At 72.5% G+C, this 19,540-nt stretch carries 11 protein-coding genes; 8 read left to right on the plus strand and 3 right to left on the minus strand.

Annotated features, from left to right (window positions below; translation table 11 throughout):
* Positions 1-134 precede the first annotated feature (134 nt).
* On the minus strand, positions 135-1,289 hold the full coding sequence (locus ACIHEI_RS05270) for a cytochrome P450 (protein ID WP_396605677.1): 1,155 nt from the start codon (positions 1,287-1,289) through the stop codon (positions 135-137).
* A gap of 155 nt (positions 1,290-1,444) precedes the next feature.
* On the opposite strand from ACIHEI_RS05270, the gene ACIHEI_RS05275 reads away from it, so the two are divergent.
* The 6 genes from ACIHEI_RS05275 to ACIHEI_RS05300 are packed head-to-tail and all read left to right on the plus strand — an operon-like array spanning position 1,445 to position 16,566.
* Positions 1,445-2,341, plus strand: a complete 897-nt coding sequence (locus ACIHEI_RS05275; protein WP_396605678.1) for a sterol desaturase family protein — start codon at positions 1,445-1,447, stop codon at positions 2,339-2,341.
* A 45-nt stretch (positions 2,342-2,386) separates the two neighbouring features.
* Positions 2,387-11,665 carry an amino acid adenylation domain-containing protein gene (locus ACIHEI_RS05280; protein ID WP_396605679.1) on the plus strand — a complete coding sequence of 3,093 codons (9,279 nt, stop codon included), beginning with the start codon at positions 2,387-2,389 and terminating at the stop codon, positions 11,663-11,665.
* Positions 11,652-13,286 carry a phytoene desaturase family protein gene (locus tag ACIHEI_RS05285; RefSeq protein WP_392950434.1) on the plus strand — a complete coding sequence of 545 codons (1,635 nt, stop codon included), beginning with the start codon at positions 11,652-11,654 and terminating at the stop codon, positions 13,284-13,286. Before ACIHEI_RS05280 ends, ACIHEI_RS05285 begins: the two co-directional genes overlap by 14 nt.
* Positions 13,287-13,306: 20 nt before the next feature.
* Positions 13,307-14,941, plus strand: coding sequence for a phytoene desaturase family protein (locus tag ACIHEI_RS05290; RefSeq protein WP_396605868.1), 1,635 nt, complete (start codon positions 13,307-13,309; stop codon positions 14,939-14,941).
* Between the two features lie 45 nt (positions 14,942-14,986).
* Complete coding sequence (locus tag ACIHEI_RS05295) at positions 14,987-16,042, plus strand: MDR family NADP-dependent oxidoreductase (RefSeq protein WP_392950431.1); 1,056 nt, start codon at positions 14,987-14,989, stop codon at positions 16,040-16,042.
* A 32-nt stretch (positions 16,043-16,074) separates the two neighbouring features.
* Positions 16,075-16,566, plus strand: coding sequence for a peroxiredoxin (locus tag ACIHEI_RS05300; protein ID WP_396605680.1), 492 nt, complete (start codon positions 16,075-16,077; stop codon positions 16,564-16,566).
* Between the two features lie 66 nt (positions 16,567-16,632).
* Here the strand turns inward: ACIHEI_RS05300 and lysA are convergent, their stop codons facing one another.
* Positions 16,633-17,982 (minus strand): diaminopimelate decarboxylase, encoded by a 1,350-nt coding sequence (lysA, locus tag ACIHEI_RS05305; RefSeq protein ID WP_396605681.1) that lies wholly within the window; start codon positions 17,980-17,982, stop codon positions 16,633-16,635.
* 62 nt (positions 17,983-18,044) lie between these two features.
* Positions 18,045-18,242, minus strand: coding sequence for a hypothetical protein (locus ACIHEI_RS05310; protein WP_387858984.1), 198 nt, complete (start codon positions 18,240-18,242; stop codon positions 18,045-18,047).
* Positions 18,243-18,519: 277 nt separating this feature from the next.
* On the opposite strand from ACIHEI_RS05310, the gene ACIHEI_RS05315 reads away from it, so the two are divergent.
* Both ACIHEI_RS05315 and thpR read left to right on the plus strand, forming a co-directional pair.
* Positions 18,520-18,840, plus strand: a complete 321-nt coding sequence (locus ACIHEI_RS05315; RefSeq protein WP_392950420.1) for an SAV_915 family protein — start codon at positions 18,520-18,522, stop codon at positions 18,838-18,840.
* Positions 18,841-18,944: 104 nt separating this feature from the next.
* Positions 18,945-19,538, plus strand: coding sequence for an RNA 2',3'-cyclic phosphodiesterase (gene thpR, locus ACIHEI_RS05320; protein WP_396605682.1), 594 nt, complete (start codon positions 18,945-18,947; stop codon positions 19,536-19,538).
* Positions 19,539-19,540: the final 2 nt, after the last annotated feature.

Here is a 19,540-nt window from a genome sequence, read left to right on the forward strand (position 1 = left end):
CTCCTGTCCAATGCTTCGCAACCGTACTGACCGGCGCCGGGAAATTCGGCACGAACACGGCGTCAATGCCTCGAAAGAGGTCATTCGCCCCACTGATCGTCAGATCATGTGCCACACAAGGGAGTTGAGCCCGATCACCATTCCACCCGAAGGCTGCGCGGGCTGCGGGTGGTGCCGCCCAGGCGCCACTCGACGGCCGCGCCCGGCTCGGCCAGGCGCAGGCCGGGCAGCCGAGTGGCGAGCCGTTGCAGGACCACCTGGAGCTGGGTCCGCGCCAGCCAGGTGCCCAGGCAGTGGTGCGGGCCCGCGCCGAACGCCAGGGTGGGTGCCGGCAGCGGCGCGAAAAGGTCGCCCGCCATGCCGTCCGGGAAGACCGCCGGGTCCCGGTTGGCGCTGCCGAGGCAGACCGCGACCGTCGATCCGGCCGGGATCCGCACGCCGCCGACTTCGACGGCCTCCACCGCCCGACGGGTGGTGAACTCGTCGTCACCCAGCTGGATGTGATGCAGCAACCACTCGGTGGCCGTCCGTGCCCGCCCCTCCTCCGCGAGCTGCGGCCAGCTGCCGAGCCGCTCACCCAGCAGGTACAGCAGCGCGTTGGCGAGGACTCCCGCGACGCTGTCGCTGCCGCTGGCCGCCAGGCCGCCGAGCAGGTACGTCAACTGTTCCTCGGGGATCCCGCCGGCCTGGTCGGCGGCCTGTACCAGGCGGCTCGCCAGGTCCTCGCCCGGCCGGCGCCGTCGCTCGGCCAGCAGCGCGGCCGCGAATTGCGCGAACTCCCGCTGATCCGACGCCAGTTCACCCCCCGCTTCGGCGTCCTCGACGGTCAGGCAGGCGGCCCAGCGCCGCAGCCGTCCGGGCTCCAGGCCCTCCAGGCCCATCAGTCGCTCCGCCACCGCGAACGGCAGGACGGAGGTGAGACCGGCGACCAGATCGCCCGGCGGTCCGGCCGCCACCAGGTCGTCCAGCAACCGCCCGACCTCCGCCTCCGCCCAGGGCCGCCACTGGGCGACGGCCCGGACCGTGAACGCGCCCTGCGCGGTGCGCCGCAGGCGCTGGTGGCCGGATCCGTTCTGGTTGTAGAGCGACGCCGGATGGGTGGACACGTTGAGCGCGCCGCCACCCCCGGGCTCCAGGTCGCGGACCAACCGCGGATCGGTCAGCACCTGCCGCACCTCGTGGTACCTGGTCACCACCCAGGCCGCCGAGCCGTCCCGCAGGGTGGCCGACCGCGGCGGGGCCGACTCGGGTAGGTCCAGGGCGTGCAGCGGCGAAAGTTGGGCGGGCATGGCACCTCCACGCGGGCGGCGGGATTTTCCGATTACGCTAGCTGATGGATCGTCAGATTTTCTTAAGCCGTGCCACGTCGGTTCCGCGTCGACCGCTCGCCCTGCGGTTAGCATCGAATCCCGTTCAGTTCGGTGACGATTCATCTGGAGGGCCGTTGAACCAGGAAAGATCCTTTGGTCAGACGGCCGAATTTCGCACCGTTCTTCGCTACGCCGCCTATCCCGCCCTGCTGTTCACCGTGCCCGCCTGTGCCGTGGCAACTCTCCACCAGCACTGGGACATCGGCCGCGTCCTCGCCGCGTTCCAGGCCGGCACCATCGGTTACCTCTGGGCCCTCGAGCGACTCATCCCCTACCGGCGGGACTGGCACCCGGGCGGGCGTGAACTCCGCTGCTACGCCGTCTACTTCGTTCTGACGATGGTGGGCGGGGCACTCGGCCAACTGTTGGTCGCCGCCCTGGTCGCCCGGCTGGCGCCGCCGCATCCGACGCTTCCGCTCCGGGTGGAGATCCCGCTCGCCCTGCTCACCGGTTCACTGGCGAAATACCTCTTTCACCGGTGGTCGCACCACCAGCCGTGGCTGTGGCGGCTGCACGGCGTCCATCACGCGCTGGACAAGGTGAACGTCACCAACAACGGCGTCAATCATCTGCTCGACGTCCTGCTCGGGCAGGCGTTGGTGCAACTCGCGCTGGCCTGGCTCGGTTTCTCCCGGGAATCGGTTTTCTGCACCTCGCTGTTCGTCGTCGCCCAGGGCTATTTCGTGCACGCGAACATCGATGTCCGAATCGGCCGGCTGAACCACGTGTTCGGCAGTCCGGAACAGCACCGGCTGCACCACAGCACCGTGTTGGCCGAGTCCGGGCACTTCGGCGCGGACCTCGCGATCTGGGACCACCTGTTCGGCAGTTTCACCTGGCGGCCGGGGCGCCGGCCGGTGGCGGTCGGACTGCACGACCCGGCGAGTTTCCCGCCCACCACCAGCGTCCTCGCCAGCCTGCTGCACCCCTGGCGCCCCGCCCCCGACGCCACCACCGGACCTTCCAACTGACCCCACCCGTCCCCTGCCGGGGCGCCACGAGACACGGATTGGACCATGACGGACTCGACCGACCAACCCCAGGACCGGATCGCGATCATCGGCATCGGCTGTCGGTTTCCCGGCGGCGTCCGCGACCACCGGAGCTTCTGGCGCAACCTGATCGAGGGCCGGGACTGCATCGTCCCGACCCCGGCCGACCGCTACGACACCACCACCCTGGCCAGCCGGGACCGCGCCAAGCCCGGCCGGCTGATCGCCGGGCGCGGCGGATACATCGACGGCGTCGACGAGTTCGACCCGGAGTTCTTCGGCATCAGCCCGCGCGAGGCCCACCACATGGACCCGCAGCAGCGGAAGCTGCTGGAGGTGGCCTGGGAGGCGCTGGAGGACGGCGGACAGCTGCCGAGCCTGCTCGCCGGACGCGAAGTCGGCGTCTACGTCGGCGCGTTCACCCTCGACTACAAGATCCTGCAGTTCGCCGACCTCGCCTTCGACACCCTTGCCGCGCACACCGCGACGGGCACCATGATGACGATGGTGTCGAACCGCATCTCGCACTGCTTCGACTTCCGCGGCCCCAGCGTATCGATCGACACCGCGTGCAGTTCCTCGCTGGTGGCGCTGCACCTGGCCCGGCAGAGCCTGCTGCGCGGCGAGACCGATCTCGCCCTGGCCGGCGGCACGTTGCTGCACCTGGCGCCGCAGTACACCATCGCCGAGACCAAGGGCGGCTTCCTGTCCGCCGAGGGCCGCTCGCGCGCCTTCGACGCGACGGCCGACGGCTACGTCCGGGCCGAGGGCGTCGGCGTGGTGGCGCTCAAACGCCTGGCGGACGCGCTGCGCGACGGCGACCCGATCCACGCGGTGGTGCTCGGCAGCGGCGTCAACCAGGACGGCCGCACCGACGGCATCACGGTGCCCAACGCCGATGCCCAGGTCACCCTGGTCCGCCGGGTCTGCGCGGAGGCGGGCATCGCGCCGGGCAGCCTGCAGTACGTGGAGGCGCACGGCACCTCCACCCCGGTCGGCGACCCGATCGAGGCCCAGGCGCTGGGACAGGTCCTCGCCGACGGCCGGGCGCCGGGCGCGCGGTGCTACGTCGGCTCGGTGAAGACCAACATCGGGCACACCGAGGCGGCGGCCGGCATCGCCGGGCTGGTGAAGACGGTGCTGGCGCTGAAGCACCGTCGGATTCCGCCGCACATCAACCTGGAGCGGCCCACCGACGCGATCGACTGGGCCGCGCTGCCGTTCGAGGTCCCGACCCGGGCGGTGGACTGGCCCGCGCACGAGGGCCCGGCCCGGGCGGGCGTGAACTCGTTCGGCTTCGGCGGCACCAACGCCCATGTGCTGCTGGAGGAGGCGCCGGTGCGCGAGGCGCCCGCCCCGCCCGCACGGGTGCCCAGCTGGACCGTCCTGCCGCTGAGCGCCCGGGACGAGGCAGGCCTGCCCGAACTGGCCGCCGGGATCCGGCAGGAGCTCGCCGGCGCGGACGGCCCGCCGGTGGCCCTCGCCGACCTCGGCCACACCCTGGCCCGGCGCCGCGAGCACCACGAGCACCGCCTGTCGGTGGTGTACCGGCCGGAGTCCGCGGCGTCGCTGGACGAGGCGCTCGCCGCCCACCAGCAGGGCGAGCCGCACCCCCGGGTGCTGACCGGCCGACGGCTCGAGCGCGCGCAGCGGCGGCTGGTGTGGGTGTTCACCGGGATGGGCCCGCAGTGGTGGGGCATGGGCCGCGGCCTGTTCGAGAGCGAGCCGGTGTACCGCGAGACGGTCGAACGGTGCGACGCCGAGATCCGCCGGCAGGCCGGCTGGTCGCTGCTGGACGAACTCGCGCGCGGCGAGGCCGAGTCGAGGATGGCCGAAACCTGGCTCGCCCAGCCCGCCAACTTCGCCGTGCAGCTCGGCCTGGCCGCGCTGTGGCGCAGCTACGGGGTGCGCCCGGACGCGATCGTCGGGCACTCCACCGGTGAGGCCGCCGCGTTCCACGAGGCCGGCGTCCACGAACTCGCCGACGCCGTCGCGGTGATGCTGCACCGCAGCCGGCTCCAGCACCGCCTGGCCGGGACGGGCGGGATGCTCGCCGTCGGCCTGACCGAGGTGGAGGCCGCCCGCCGGATCCGGCCCTGCCAGGACCTGGTGTCGGTGGCCGCCGTCAACAGCCCGTCCTCCGTCACCCTCTCCGGAGACCTGGACGCCCTGAAGCAGCTGGCCGCCGAGCTGGAGCGGGAGCAGGTCTTCGCCCGCTTCCTGCCGGTCCAAGTGCCGTACCACAGCGTGCGGATGGACCCGATCCGGGATGAACTGCTGGCCGCGCTCGCCGACCTGAAGCCGCGCCCGGCCGAGGTTCCGCTCTATCTGACGGCCCGCGAGGGGCGCGCCCACGGCACCGAGCTGGACGCCGACTACTGGTGGCAGAACGTCCGCGAGCCGGTGCGGTTCCGTTCCGCCGTGGACCTGCTGGTCGACGACGGCCACCAGCTGTTCCTGGAGATCGGCCCGCACCCCGTCCTCGGCCACGCGATCCGCGAGTGCCTGGACGGCCGGGAGGCGGCGGGCTGGACGGTGCCGTCGATCCGCCGGGAGGAGGACGAGCCGGAGCGCATCGCCCGCTCGCTGGCCGAACTGCACAACCTGGGCGTCGAGTTGGACTGGGAGGCACTGCACCCCGGCGGCCGCCCGGTGCCACTGCCGGGCTATCCGTGGAAGCGGGACAGGTACTGGGTGGAGCCGGAGCCGGTCGAGCAGATCCGGCTCGGGCGGCTCGACCACCCGCTGCTGGGCCGCCGCACCGCGAACGTCCGGCCGACCTGGGAGGTCCAGCTCGACCTGGAGCGGCTGCCGTACCTGGCCGACCACCGGATCGAGGACGCCGCGGTGTTCCCGGCCGCCGGCTATCTGGAGATGGCCGCGCAGGCGGTACGGGTGCTGACCGGCGCCGACCGGGCGGTGCTGGCGGACATCGAACTGCCCAAGGCGCTGTTCCTCTCCGAGTCGCTGCCGCCGACCGTCCAACTGGGCTTCGACTCCGACGGGGTGAGCTTCTCCGTCGCCTCGGTCGGCGCCGAGCGCACCATCCACGCCGCCGGTGTGGTCCGCACCGATCAGCGCCGCGGGCCCGCCGCCGCGCCGGACCTGCCCGCGATTCGGGAACGCTCCGCCCGGCGGCTCGACCGGGCCGGCTGCTACCGGGAGCTCGCCGAACTGGGCTACGGCTACGGCCCGGCGTTCCAGCGCATCGAGGAGGTCTGGATCGGCCCCGGGGAGGCCCTGGCGCGGATCTGCCCGTCCGAGCCGCGCCCGGCGGACGCCGACGCCGCGCACGTCCACCCGACCCTGCTCGACGCCTGCTTCCAGGCCCTGCTGACGCCTCAACTCCTCGGCGAGGAAAGCCCGGTGAGCGGCATCCGGCTCCCGCTGTCCATCGCGGAGGTCAGCCTCGACCGGGTCGGCGACCGGCCGTTCTGGGTGCACGCGACCGTCACCCGGGAGAGCGGGGACGAGCTGATCGGCGACCTCACGCTGTACGCCGAGGACGGCGACCTGCTCGGCCGGGTCACCGGCTTCCGCGCGGCCGGCGTCGAGGGCGCCTCGGCCTCCGCGGGTCTGGCCGCGATCGACGGCTGGCTGGCCGAACCGGTCTGGATCGACCAGCCGTTGGCGGACGCCGACGCGCCGGCCCCGGAGCGGCTGGTGGTGCTGGCCGACGCCGCCGGTCTCGCCGAGGAGCTCGCCGCGCAGGTCCGCGAGCGCGGCGGCACCTGCCACCTGGTCCGGCCGGGTGCCAACTACCTTTACAGTGACGGCGGTTCGACCGTCCGGCCCGACTCCGCCGCCGACCTGCGCCGGCTGTTCGAGGACCTCGACGACAGCTTCGACACCGTGCTGCACCTGTGGAACCTGGACCTGCCGTCGCTCGACGCCGTCGGCCGGGAGCAGTTGGCGGACTGCGGCACCCTCGGCGGCTGGTCGCTGATCGCGCTCGCCCAGGTACTGCCGTCCGCCCGGCCCGGCGGGCGGCTGCACATCGTCACCCGGGGCACCCAAGCGGTGGTCGAGGGCGAGCCGGTGGAGCCACTGGGCGCGCCCGCCTGGGGCATCGGGCGGGTGCTGTGGCAGCAGGAACTCGTCGCACAGCGCGGCAAGTTGATCGACCTGGGGGCGGTGGCCGAGCCGCACGAAGAGGCGGCGGCGCTGCTGCGGGAGCTGGCGGTGGCGGACGCGGAGGAGATCGCGCTGCGCGGCGAGCGGCGCGCCACCTGCCGCCTGCGCCGGCCCGCCGGGCTCACCCGGCCGCTGCCGCTGCGGCTGCGCGCCGACGGCTCCTACCTGGTGACGGGCGCGTTCGGCGCGCTCGGGCGGCTGCTGTGCCGGACGCTGGTCCGGCGCGGCGCGCGGCGGCTGATCCTGGTCGGCCGGACGGCGCTGCCCGCGCGCGAGCAGTGGTCGGAGCTCGACCCGGCGAGTGCGGCGGGTCAACGGGTGGCGTTCCTGCGGGAGTTGGAGGCGCTGGGGGCGCACCCCGTGCCGGTTCCGCTGGACGTGACCGACGAGGCGGCGCTGGCCGACTGGCTGGCGGACTACCGGCGCCGTCAACTCCCGCCCGTACGGGGCGTGTTCCACCTCGCGGGGCAGGTCAGGGACGCGCTGGTGCCCGAGCTGGACCGGGAGGTGTTCGACGCCGCGTGGGAGCCGAAGGTGGTCGGCGCGCACATCCTGCACCGGCACCTGCGCGAGGAACCGCTGGACCACTTCGTACTGTTCGCCTCCATCGCCTCGGTGCTGACCACCGCCGGGCAGACCAACTACGCGGCGGGCAACGCCTTCCTGGACGCGCTGGCCCACCACCGCCGGGCCCGCGGCCTGCCCGCGCTGAGCATCGACTGGGGTCCGTGGGCGACGGGCATGATCGAGGAACTGGGCCTGGTGAGCCACTACCGCGAGGCGCGCGGGATGAGTTCGCTGCCCCCGGCGGCGGGCATGGCGGTGCTGGAGCGGGTCATCGGGCAGGACCGGGCGCAGCTGCTGGTCGCCACGGTCGTCGACTGGCCGGTGTTCCAGGCCTGGTACGCCACACCGCCCGCTCTGGTCGCCGAGCTGGCGGCCGCCGCCGACGTCCCGCAGGCCGCCCCGGCCGGGGGTTTCCCGGCCGCTTTCCGGGCCGCCGATGCCGGGGTGCGGCGCCAGTTGGTGACGGAGCGGTTCACCGAGCTGGTGGCGCACGTGCTGCGGGCGAACCCGGAGCGGATCGACCCGGCGGCGGGCCTGAACAGCCTCGGTCTGGATTCGCTGCTGGCGATGGAGCTGCGCGCCCGCACCCAAGCCGAACTGGGCGTCGCCCTGCCGGTGGTGACGCTGCTGAGCGGCGATCCCTTCGACGAGTTGGTCGAGCGGCTGTACACCGGACTGCTGGAGAAGGCGGCGACCGACGGACCCGCGCCGGAGGCCGAGGTGGAGGTGCACACCGACGAGCACCGGTATCCGCTGACGCACAACCAGAAGGCCCTGTGGTTCCTCAAGCACCTCAACCCGGACGCCTTCGCGTACAACATCGGCGGCGCGGTGGAGATCCGCACCGAGCTCGACCCGGAGCTGATGTTCGACGCCTTCCGGGTGCTGCTGGAGCGGCACCCGGCCCTGCGGGCCAACTTCGTGCTGGAGGACGGCCGGGCCGTCCAGCTGATCTCCCCCGAGGCCCGTCCGGACACCGGCCTGTTCGACGTCCAAGGCCGGGAGTGGGACGAGATCCACGGGATGATCGTCCAGGAGTACCGCAAGCCGTACGACCTCGAACGGGACCCGCTGGTGCGGCTGCGGCTGTTCAAGCGCGGCCCGGACCGCTGGGTGCTGATGAAGGCCGTCCACCACATCGTCTCGGACGCGATCTCGACCTTCACCTTCATCGACGAGCTGTTCACCCTCTACGAGGGGCAGCGCCATGGTCGCCGGGTCGAGCTGCCGCCGGTGTCCGCGCGCTACCTGGACTTCCTCAACTGGCAGAACCGCCTGCTCGCGGGGCCGGACGCCAAGCCGATGCTGGACTACTGGCGCTCCCACCTGCCGGACGGGGCGCCGGTGCTGGGCCTGCCCACCGACAAGCCCCGCCCGTCCGTGCAGACCCACAACGGGGCGTCCGAGTTCTTCCGGCTGGACGAGGAACTCAGCGCCCGCGTGCAGGAGTTGGCCCGCGAGCACGATGTCACGGTGTTCATGGTGCTGCTCAGCGCGTACTACCTGCTGCTGCACCGGTACTCCGGGCAGGACGACATCATCGTGGGCAGTCCGGTCACCGGCCGCACCCGCGAGGAGTTCGGCTCGGTCTACGGGTACTTCGTCAACCCGCTTCCGCTGCACGTGAATCTGGCCGACCGGCCGTCGGTGGCCGAGCTGCTGGGCCGGGTCCGGGAGACCGTGCTGGGCGGCCTGGACAACCAGGAGTACCCGTTCGTGCTGCTGGTCGAGCAGCTCGGGCTGCAGCGCGACCCGAGCCGCTCGGCGGTCTTCCAGGCGATGTTCATCCTGCTCACCCACAAGGTGGCCACCGACAAGTACGGCTACCACCTGGACTACATCGAACTCCCGGAGGAGGAAGGGCAGTTCGACATCACACTGTCCGCCTACCAGGACCGGGCAGACGGCTGCTACCACTGCGTGTTCAAGTACAACACCGACCTGTTCGAGCCCACGACGATGGAACGGATGGCCGGGCACTACCGCAACCTGCTGGACGCGCTCACCCGGTCGTCCGCCGAGCAGCCCGCCGACCGGTTGCCGCTGCTCGACGCCGCCGAGCGGGAGCGGCTGCTCGACCGGTGGAGCGGCGCGGGGCGCACCGAGCCCGCCGAGCTGCCGGTGCACGAGCTGATCGCCCGGGCCGCCGCCGAGCGGCCCGAGGCCCTCGCCGTGACCCTCCCGGCGCCGGACGGCACCGTCCGGCGGCTCGACTACGGCGAGCTCGACCGCCGCAGCCGCCGGGCCGCCGGGCAGCTGCGCCAACTCGGCGTCCGGGACGGCTCGGTGGTGGCCCTGTGCCTCGACAAGTCGCCGGAGCAGATCGTCGCCCTGCTGGCCGTGCTCCGGGCCGGCGGCGCCTACCTGCCGCTGGACCCCGGGCACCCGGTGGACCGGCTCACCTACATGACGTCCAACGCCGACGCCGTCCTGCTGCTCACCGACCGCGACCGCCCCGAACTGGCCGGCCTCGCCCCGCGGGTGCTGACCCTCGACGAACTGGACGCGGCGCCCGAGGGCCCGGCCCCCGAGGCCGTCGCCCTGGACGCCCCCGCGTACGTCATCTACACCTCCGGCAGCACCGGCCGCCCCAAGGCGGTCCGGGTCAGCCACCGCAACCTGGCCTCGGTGTACGCCGGTTGGCGCGCCGAGTACCGGCTGGACAGCGAGGTCCGGGTGCACCTCCAGATGGCCGCCCAGTCCTTCGACGTCTTCACCGGCGACCTGGTGCGCGCCCTGTGCTCGGGCGGCCACCTGGTGCTGGTCGACCGCGACCTGCTGTTCGACACCGCCCGGCTGTACCGGACGATGGTGCAGGAGCGCGTCGACTGCGCCGAGTTCGTCCCGGCGGTGGCGCGCGGCCTGCTGGCGCACTGCGAACGCGAGGGCCACCGGCTGGACTTCATGCGGCTGCTGATCGTCGGCTCGGACGCCTGGAAGGTCGAGGAGCACCGGCGCCTGCACGCGCTGTGCGGCCCCGGCACCCGGCTGGTCAACTCCTACGGGCTGACCGAGGCGACCATCGACAGCGCCTGGTTCGAGGGCCCGGCCGACGGCGTCGAACCGGGCCGGATGGTGCCGATCGGACGGCCGTTCCCGAACAGCGCGCTCTACGTCCTGGACGAGCACGGCGAGCCGGTGCCACCCGGGGTGGCGGGCGAACTCTGGGTCGGCGGCGCGGGCGTCGCGGACGGCTACGTCGGCGACCCGGAGCAGACCGCCGAACGCTTCACCGTGCGCTCCCCGGGCGGCCGCCCGGTCCGGCTGTACCGGACCGGCGACCTGGCGCACTGGGCCGCCGACGGCACCGTACGGCTGCTCGGACGGGCCGACAACCAGGTCAAGGTGCGCGGCCACCGCATCGAACCCGGCGAGATCGAGACCCAGCTGGCCGCTCTGCCCGGCATCGCCGCCTGCGCCGTGACGGTGCGCCAGGTCGACGACGACGGCGGCGGCGTGCTGTGCGCCTACTACGTCCCCGAGCCCGGCGCGCAGCCCGACCAGCGCGAGCTGCGCCGCCAACTCGCCGACCGGCTGCCCGCGTACATGACGCCCTCGCACCTCACCGAGCTGCCCGCCCTGCCGCTCACCCCGAACGGCAAGGTCGACACCGCCGCGCTGCCGTCCCCCCGATTCGACCCGGGCGACGGCGAACCCGAGCCGCCGACCACGCTGTTCGAGGTACGGATGGCCGCGCACTGGACGTCCCTGCTGGGCGTGGAACGGGTCGGTCTTCAGCACGACTTCTTCGAGGCGGGCGGCAGTTCGATCAAGCTGATCGAACTGATCCACCACCTGCGGACCGAGTTCAACGTCTCCATCCCCGTCAGCCTGCTGTTCGAGTCCACCACGCTGCGCGGCATGGCCCGGACCCTGGAGCACGTTATCACCGGCCGGATCGCCGGCGCCCAGCCGTACCTGCGCTTCAACCCCGGCGACGAGAACGGAACGGTGTTCTGCTTCCCGCCCGCCGGCGGGCACGGCCTGGTGTACCGGCAGCTCGCCGCGCACCTGACGGAGTACCAGTTCGTCGCGTTCAACTACCTGACCGGCGAGGACAAGATCGCTCGCTACGCCGACCTGATCGAGTCCTTCCGGGAGCAGGGCCCGTACACGCTGCTCGGCTACTCGCTCGGCGGCAACCTCGCCTTCGAGGTGGCCAAGGAACTGGAACGCCGCTCCCACGAGGTGCCTCACGTGCTCATCGTGGACTCCTACCGGATCACCGACTCCTTCACCCTCGAAGCCGAGCACCTCGACGCCTTCGAGCGCGAACTGCGCGAACACCTGCGCCGGCACACCGGATCGGACCTGGTCGCCGAGGAGACGCTCAGCCAGGCCCGGGAATACCTGCACTTCTGCGCCCGCACACCGAACCTCGGCGCCGTCCGCTCACTGATCAGCGTGATCTCGGACCAGGAGAAGGTCCCGTTCTACGCGGCGGGCAACCAGGGCACCTGGCACGGCAGTTCGACCACCCGGACCACCGTGTTCCGCGGCTTCGGCAGCCACGCCGAAATGCTCGACCAGGACTTCGCCGCCCGCAACGCGGAACTGACGCGCGGCATCCTCACGGGAGGGGCGACCGGTGCCGCAGGGTGACGACGGACCCCGGGTGATCGTCATCGGCGCCGGGCTCGGCGGGCTGGCCACCGGCTGCTACGCCCGGATGAGCGGGATGCGGACCCAGATCTTCGAGAAGCACGTCCTGCCGGGCGGCTGCTGCACCGCCTGGTCCCGCAAGGGCTACCTGTTCGACTACTGCATCGACTGGCTGATCGGCACCGCCCCGGGCAACGACGCCAACCGCGTCTGGCGGGAACTCGGCGCCCTCGACGGGAAGAGCGTCACCAACTTCGACCTGTTCAATCGGGTGGTCGACGAGCACGGCCGGGCGGTCAGCTTCTACAACGACCCGGACCGGCTGGAGCGCCACCTGCTCGACCTCTCCCCCGCCGACGCCCGCCCGATCCGGGCGTTCTGCCGGGACCTCAGGCGGTTCGCCGCGCTCGACCTGCACCCCTTCCTCAAACCGTCCGCCCTCCAGACGCCCCGCGAGAAGCTCGCCACCCTGCGGAAGGTACTGCCCTCGTTCCGGCTGCTGTGGCGGACGGCGGCGACCCCGCTCAACACCTTCGCCGACCGCTTCCAGGACCCGCTGCTGCGCCAGGCGTTCCGCAACATCCTGTTCCAGGACCCGGACGGCTTCCCGCTGCTTCCCTACCTGTACAGCATGGCCGCCGCGCGCAACCTCAACGCCGGTTTCCCGCAAGGGGGTTCGCTGGGCCTGGCACGGTCGGTCGAGCACCGCTACACCTCGCTCGGCGGCGAGATCGCCTACCGCGCCCGGGTCGAACGCATCCTGGTCGAGGACGGGCGCGCGGTCGGCGTGGAACTCCGCGGCGGCGAACGGCACTACGCCGACCACGTGGTCGCGGCCTGCGACGGACAGACCGCCATCTACCGTCTGCTGGAAGGCCGTTGGACCGGGCCGCGGATCGACCGGCTCTACCAGGACGTGCTGCACGAGCCGGGCACGCTGTTCCCGGCCGTGGTCTCGGTCTTCCTCGGCATCGACGGCGAACTCGACGCCGGCGGCCCGCACTGCACCACCTACCTGCTCCCCGCCGAACAGGCCGCCGAACTGCCCGGCGCCCTCCAGCGCGGCCTGGTGGTGCAGCAGCGCTCGCACTACTCGGACGGCTTCGCCCCGCCCGGCAAGTCGGTGATCCACTGCACCTACTTCAGCGACTACCACCACTGGAAGTCGCTGCGCGGCCGGGACCGCCGGGCGTACCGGGCGGAGAAGCAGCGGGCCGCCGACGTGGTCCGGGGCTTCCTGGAGCGGCGGTACCCGGGGATCGGCGAGCGCATCGACCTGATCGAGGTCGCCTCGCCCGCCACCATGGAGCGCTACACCGGCAACAGCTTCGGCAGCATCCTCGCCTGGAAGGCGTTCTCCGGGGCCGACGACCTGGTGACCAAGCTGATCAACCGGGACCGGATGCGCCTGCCCGGACTGAGCGGCTTCTCCATGGCCGGCCACTGGGCCAGCCTCGGCGGCCTGATCCGCGCGGCGTCCAGCGGCCGGTTCGCCGTCCAGTACCTCTGCGAGGAACTCGGGCTGGAGTTCCGGGCCTGGGAGAGCGACAACCAGGACCCCTGGCACCCCGGCAAGCTCGGACACCTGCCCCAACTCGCCCGCTGGAGCGCGTCGGCATGACGGAACCACGCAGAGAAACCATGATCGTCATCGGTGGCGGCCTGGGCGGACTGTCGACCGCCTGCTACGCACAGATGAACGGCTACCGCAGCACCGTCGTGGAGATGCACGAACTGCCCGGCGGCTGCTGCACCGCCTGGGACCGCGGCGACTTCACCTTCGACTGCTGCATCAGCTGGCTGCTCGGCTGCGGACCGGGCAACGAGATGCACCAGATCTGGCTCGAACTCGGCGCCCTCCAGGGCAAGCAGATGCGGCACTTCGACGTCTTCAACATCGTCCGCACCGAACACGGCGAGGTCTACTTCTACTCCGACCCGGACCGGCTCGAGGCCCACCTGCTGGGCATCTCGCCCCAGGACGCCCGCCCGATCCGGGAGTTCTGCGCCGGGCTGCGCAAGTTCCGCGCCTGCCTGGCGAGTTACCCGTTCCTCAAGCCGGTCGGCCTGATGGGGACGGTGGAGCGCTGGCGGATGCTGGCCGGCTTCCTGCCCTACTTCAACGTCGTCCGGCGCTCCATCGGCACCCTGATGACGGACTACTCGGCGCGGTTCCGGCACCCGCTGCTGCGCGAGGCGTTCAACTACATCCTGTACGAACGCCACCCCGCCTTCCCGGTGCTGCCGTTCTACTTCCAGCTGGCCAGCCACGCCAACCTGTCCGCCGGCGTCCCCGAGGGCGGCTCGCTCGGGCTGGCCCGCTCGATCGAACAGCGCTACCTGCGGCTCGGCGGCGAGATCCACTACAACGCCAAGGTGACCGAGGTGCTGGTCGAGGACGACCGGGCGATCGGCGTGCGGCTCAGCGACGGGCGCGAACTGCTCGCCGACATCGTGGTCTCCGCCGCCGACGGCCGCACCACCCTGATGGACCTCCTCAAGGGCCGCTATCTCGGCGACACCTACCGGGAGTTGTACACCAGCACCATCACCCGGCCCGGCATGGTCTTCCCCGGCTACGTCACCGTCTTCCTCGGCCTGCGCCGCCCCTTCCCCGAGGGCGATCCGTGCACCACATACCTGCTGGACCAGGACCGGGCCGACGCGCTGACCGGCATCCGCCACCCCAGCATCAACGTCCAGTTCCGCAGCCGGCACTACCCCGAACTGTCGCCCCCCGACTCGACCGTCGTCTACGCCAGCTACTTCTGCGACATCGCCCCCTGGCGGGCCCTCAGCACCGGCCCCGAACAGGCCAGCCGGGTGCGCCGCGGCGAGGAACTGCACACCCTGCCCACCGGGCGCGGCAAGGCCTACCAGACCGCCAAGCGCCAAGTCCGGGACACCATCGTGGACTTCCTCGACCAGCGCCACCCCGGCCTGAAGGCCGCCGTCGCGGTCAAGGACGTCTCCACCCCGCTCACCCAGGTCCGCTACACCGGCAACTACGACGGCACCGTGCTCGGCTGGCAGCCGTTCGTGACCAGCGGCGAGACGCTGGAGACCGAGATGAAGCGCAACGGCCCCGTACTGCCCGGGCTGCGGAACTTCTACCTCTCCGGCGTCTGGGCGACCACCGGCGGCCTGATCCGCGCCGCCGCCGCCGGACGCCACGTCATGCAGTTCGTCTGCCGCGACGACGGCGTGCCGTTCCGCGCCGAGATCGACCGCAGCGCACCCCTGCCCACCCATGTCGTCATCCCCGTAGGCCGTTGAGTCGTTGAGTCGTTGAGTCGTTGAATCGTTGAGGAGAACAGCACCGTGCAGATCGCCAAGTGGGTCGTCCAGGAACACCTCGACGGAGTGCCCGATGCCCGACGGATGTACCGGAAGGTGGTCGAGGACACCGACATCCGCCTGCGGGACGACGAAATGCTGTTCCGCACCCGCTACCTCTCGCTCGACCCCTACCTGCACGGCATCACCCTGGACACCCCGATCGGCGACCTGATGGGCGGTGACGCCGTCATGGAGGTGGTGGCGGCCGGGCCGCGCGCCCGGTTCGCGGTCGGCGACCTGGTGCAGGGCTACGGCGGCTGGTGCACCCACCTGGTCGGCACCGGGGAGGCCCGGCTGTGGCAGACCGGAACCTTCCCGATGATCTTCCCCGACTACCGCCGCCTCGACCCCGCGCACTACGACGACACCCTGCCGATCAGCACCGCGCTGGGCATCCTCGGCGGCCCCGGCATGACCGCCTGGGGCACCCTGACCAAGTTCATGACCGTCCGCCCCGGCCACACCGTCCTGGTCAGCGCCGCGAGCGGCGCCGTCGGCTCGCTGTTCGGACAGCTCGCCACCCGGGCCGGCGCCCGCGTCATCGGCACCACCAGCTCCGAACAGAAGGCCGACCACCTCACCGGCCTCGGCATCGAGCCGCTCCTCTACCGGCACGGCGACCACCCCGACCGGATCGGCGAACTGCTGCGGAAGGCCGCGCCCGACGGCATCGACCGCTACCTCGACAACCTCGGCGGCGCGATCACCGACGCGGCGTTCACCATGCTGAACGTCGACAGCCAGGTCGCGGTCTGCTGGCAGTGGGCCACCCAGGTCGGCAACGACCACACCGGGCCCCGCCTGCTGCCGTACATCATGTTCCCGCGCACCACCGTCCGCGGGATCTTCGCCCCCGAGTGGTTCACCGAGCCCAACTGGACCGCACTCCGCACCGAGGTCGGAAGCCTGGTCCGCAGCGGCGAGATCTTCCACCGCCAGACCGTCCACCAGGGCTTCGACGCCATCCCCACCGCCTACCAGAGCCTGTACGGTGAGGCCCGAACCGCCAACCGGGGCAAGGTAGTTGTCGAACTCTGAAGCACTGCCGCCCCCTCGGAAAGGACACCACGATGGCCCGACCCCCCGAACCGGGCACGCCCGCCCCCGACTTCACGCTGGCCGGGGTACAGCTCGACCAGGACACCGCCCACCGCCGCGAGTACCGGCTCGCGGACGCCAAGGGCACCCCGCTCGTACTGGTCTTCTATCCGGGTGACGACACCCTGGTCTGCACCCGGCAGCTCTGCTCCTACAACTCCGAGCTCGACCAGTTCACCGGACTCGGCGCCGCCGTCTGGTGCATCAGCGGCCAGGACCTCGACAGTCACGAACGCTTCGCCCGCAAGCGCGGCCTGCGCCTGCCGCTGCTGGCCGACACCGGCGAGCGGGTCGCCAAGCTCTACGGCATCACCGCGCCGGGCATCGGGGTGCGCCGCTCGGTCTTCGTGCTGGACGCCGAGGGCGTGGTCCGCTGGCGGCACGTCGCACTGGCCGGGCTGACCTTCCAGCGGCCCGGCACGCTGATCGAACAGCTCGCCGCACTGGCCTCCTCACCCGCCTGAGCCGTCCGGGCCGTTCAGCGGCCTGAGCAGGCCGGACGGGTCAGCGGCCTGAGCAGGCCGGACGGGTCAGCGGCCGACCTCGCGGGTGCGGAAGTCGTCGACGGTCTCCCGGCGGATCAGCAGCCGGATCCGGCCCTCGCGGACCGCGGCGACGGCCGGGCGGCCCACGTGGTTGTAGCTGGAGGCCATCGACAGGTGGTACGCCCCGGCGGCCGGGACGGCCAGCAGGTCGCCCGGCCGCAGGTCGGCGGGGAGCGGCGCGTCGCGGGCCAGCAGGTCGCCGGCCTCGCAGTGGCAGCCCACCACGTCGAACGGCCTGGTCGGGGCGGTGCCGGTGCGGCCGATTGGGCGGACGGTGTAGGCGGAGCCGTAGAGCGCGGGCCGCGGGTTGTCGCTCATGCCGCCGTCGACGGCGGCGAAGGCGCGGCCGTCGACAGTGTGCTTCACGGAGAGCACCCGGTAGACGGCGACTGCGGCGGGGGCGGCGATCGCCCGGCCCGGCTCCACCGTCAACTTCGGTACGGCAAGGCCGTGTTCGGCGCAGCGGGCGGCCAGCCGGGCGGTGATCTCGGCGGCGAATCGGGCGGGGTCGAGTTCCGGGTCGCCGGGGAGGTAGCGGACGCCGTGGCCGCCGCCGAGGTCGAGTTCGGGCAGCTCGACGCCGTGCCGGTCGCGGATCCGGGCGAGCAGCTCGACCAGGCGGTCGAGCGCCGTGAGGTAGGGGGCGGTGTCGGTGATCTGCGAGCCGAGGTGGCAGTGCAGGCCCGCCAGTCGGAGGCCGGGCTGGGCGAGGATGCGGCGGACGGCTTCGGCGGCCTCGCCGGCGGCGATCGAGAAGCCGAACTTCTGCCCGTCGACGCCCGTCCGGACGGCGCTGTGGTGTCCGGCCGCGACACCGGGCAGAACGCGCACCAGGACGCGCTGCGGGGTGTCGGCGGCGGTGAGGGCGGCCAGGCGCGGGATCTCGGCGAGGTTGTCGACGACGATCCGGCCCACCCGCAGGCGGCGGGCCAGCCGCAGCTCCTCCGGGGACTTGGCGTTCCCGTGCAGCAGGATCCGCCCGGGCGGGAAGCCCGCGGCGGCGGCCAGACGCAGTTCGCCGGCCGAGCAGACGTCGAGGCCGAGGCCCTCGTCGGCGATCCAGTCGGCCATCGCCGTGCACAGGAACGCCTTCGCGGCGTACAGCACGTCCGACTGCGGCAGGGCGCGGCGGTAGGCCCGGGCGCGCAGCCGGACCTCGTCCTCGTCGAGCACGTACAGCGGGGTCCCGAAGCGCTCGGCGGCCTCGCGCAGGCCGACACCGCCGAGCAGCACGTCGCCGCCGCGCCCGGGGACGGCGGACGCGGGCCAGGGGCTGCCGAGGGGCCGGGGCGGGTCGTGCGGGTGCGCGAGCGGGCGGGTGGACAGGGTGGTCATCGCGGGGGTTCTCCTGGGCTCGACGGGAGGGTACGGGCTTCGGCCCGGTGTGCGGGGCGCCGTCAGTCCTCGTAGTGCATGGTGAAGCGGCAGTGTCCGGCGGCGGGGCGGCCTTCCGGGCGGTCGTTGGTGCGGTCGGGTGCGGCGTCGAGGGCCGGTGTGCGCAGCAGGCGGCGGAGGATCGCGTCGTCGGGTCGGTCCTGCTGCGTGCTCGGGGCGGGGTTCAGCAGGTTCGCGGGGACGAGTTGCAGGTCGGTCATGGTGGGCTCGCTTTCGCCTGGAGGTCACGGGGGCCTTCGTCCGGGCCCCGACCACTCCAGTGCAAGCCCGGCGCGCGCCGATCGCACCCCTCCTTGACGCAGGGGCTACACCGATCGGCCTTGCCCTGACGGGACGTTGACGGGCGTCACGGGGCGCGCGTCAACGGGCCGTACGGATCTTGCCGGAAGGTGACAGCCCCGGTGGTGAGCGGGGATAGCGTCTCTGCTGCGCCCGCGAGCGGCGCTTGGTGTCTCGACCGTTGTGTGGAGGTATGCCGTGAAGCAGCAGTTGCACCCCGTCCGTCCGAAGCCCTCGGAACGCACCCCGGCCGGACGGCTGGTGGTACCCGTCCGGCCGGGCCCGCTGGGCCACACGGTCCGTGTCTTCCGTACCGCCGTCGGTGACCGCACCGCGGTCGCCTTCTCGTCGGAGCAGCAGCTGATCGCCGTGCTCGGCCCCGGTCAGCCCTGGATCTCGCTCGCCGAGCCCGCGCTGCGCGCCCTGTTCGAGCCGCTGGGCGTCAGCGCGCTCACCCTCGACCCGCAACTGACCGCGGCGGCCCCGATCCCGCTGGACCTCGGAGGAGTCGCGGCCTGACCTGCGGGTACAGGCAGGGAACCGGCTGGGTTCGTGGTGTGTACCGTTGTTGCAGGTGGTGGCCAGGTCGGTGGCCGCCCGGGAACTGAAGGCGGTGCTGGGCGGTGAGCCCCGAAGAGCCCCCGACCCGGCGCATATTCGTGGCGCTGGCACCGCCCGACGAGGCCAAGGACGAACTGGCCCGCGCGCTGGCGCCCGCCTACGCCGCCCACCCGCAGCTGCGCTGGAACCGGATCGAGGACTGGCACATCACGCTCGCCTTCCTCGGTGAACTCCCCACCGCCGTCGTGCCGTTGCTGCTCACCGCACTGGCCGGCACCGCCGGCTCGCGGCCGGCCCTGGAGCTGCGGCTGCGCGGCGGCGGACACTTCGACGGCCGGCTGCTGTGGAGCGGCATCGACGGCGACCTGGCGGGGCTGCACGCCCTCGCCGACGAGGTCCGGCGGCTGGTCAGGTCCTGCGGGATCGACTTCCTGGAGCGCCCGTTGCGCCCGCACCTCACGCTGGCCCGGGCCCGCCGCGACGACCCGCTCGGCGTCCCGGCCGTGGCCGCCGACCTGGCCGGCTTCACCGGGCGCAGCTGGCACACCGACCGGCTCCACCTGGTCGGCAGCAACATCGGCCGCGGCCCCGGCCCGATCCACTACCGGGACATCACCGCCTGGCCGTTCGCCGCCGCCACTCCCTCGCAGCCGTAGTC

Origin of the sequence: Kitasatospora sp. NPDC051984, from assembly GCF_044593455.1 — a bacterium.
In the GTDB taxonomy this organism is placed as follows: Bacteria; Actinomycetota; Actinomycetes; order Streptomycetales; family Streptomycetaceae; genus Kitasatospora.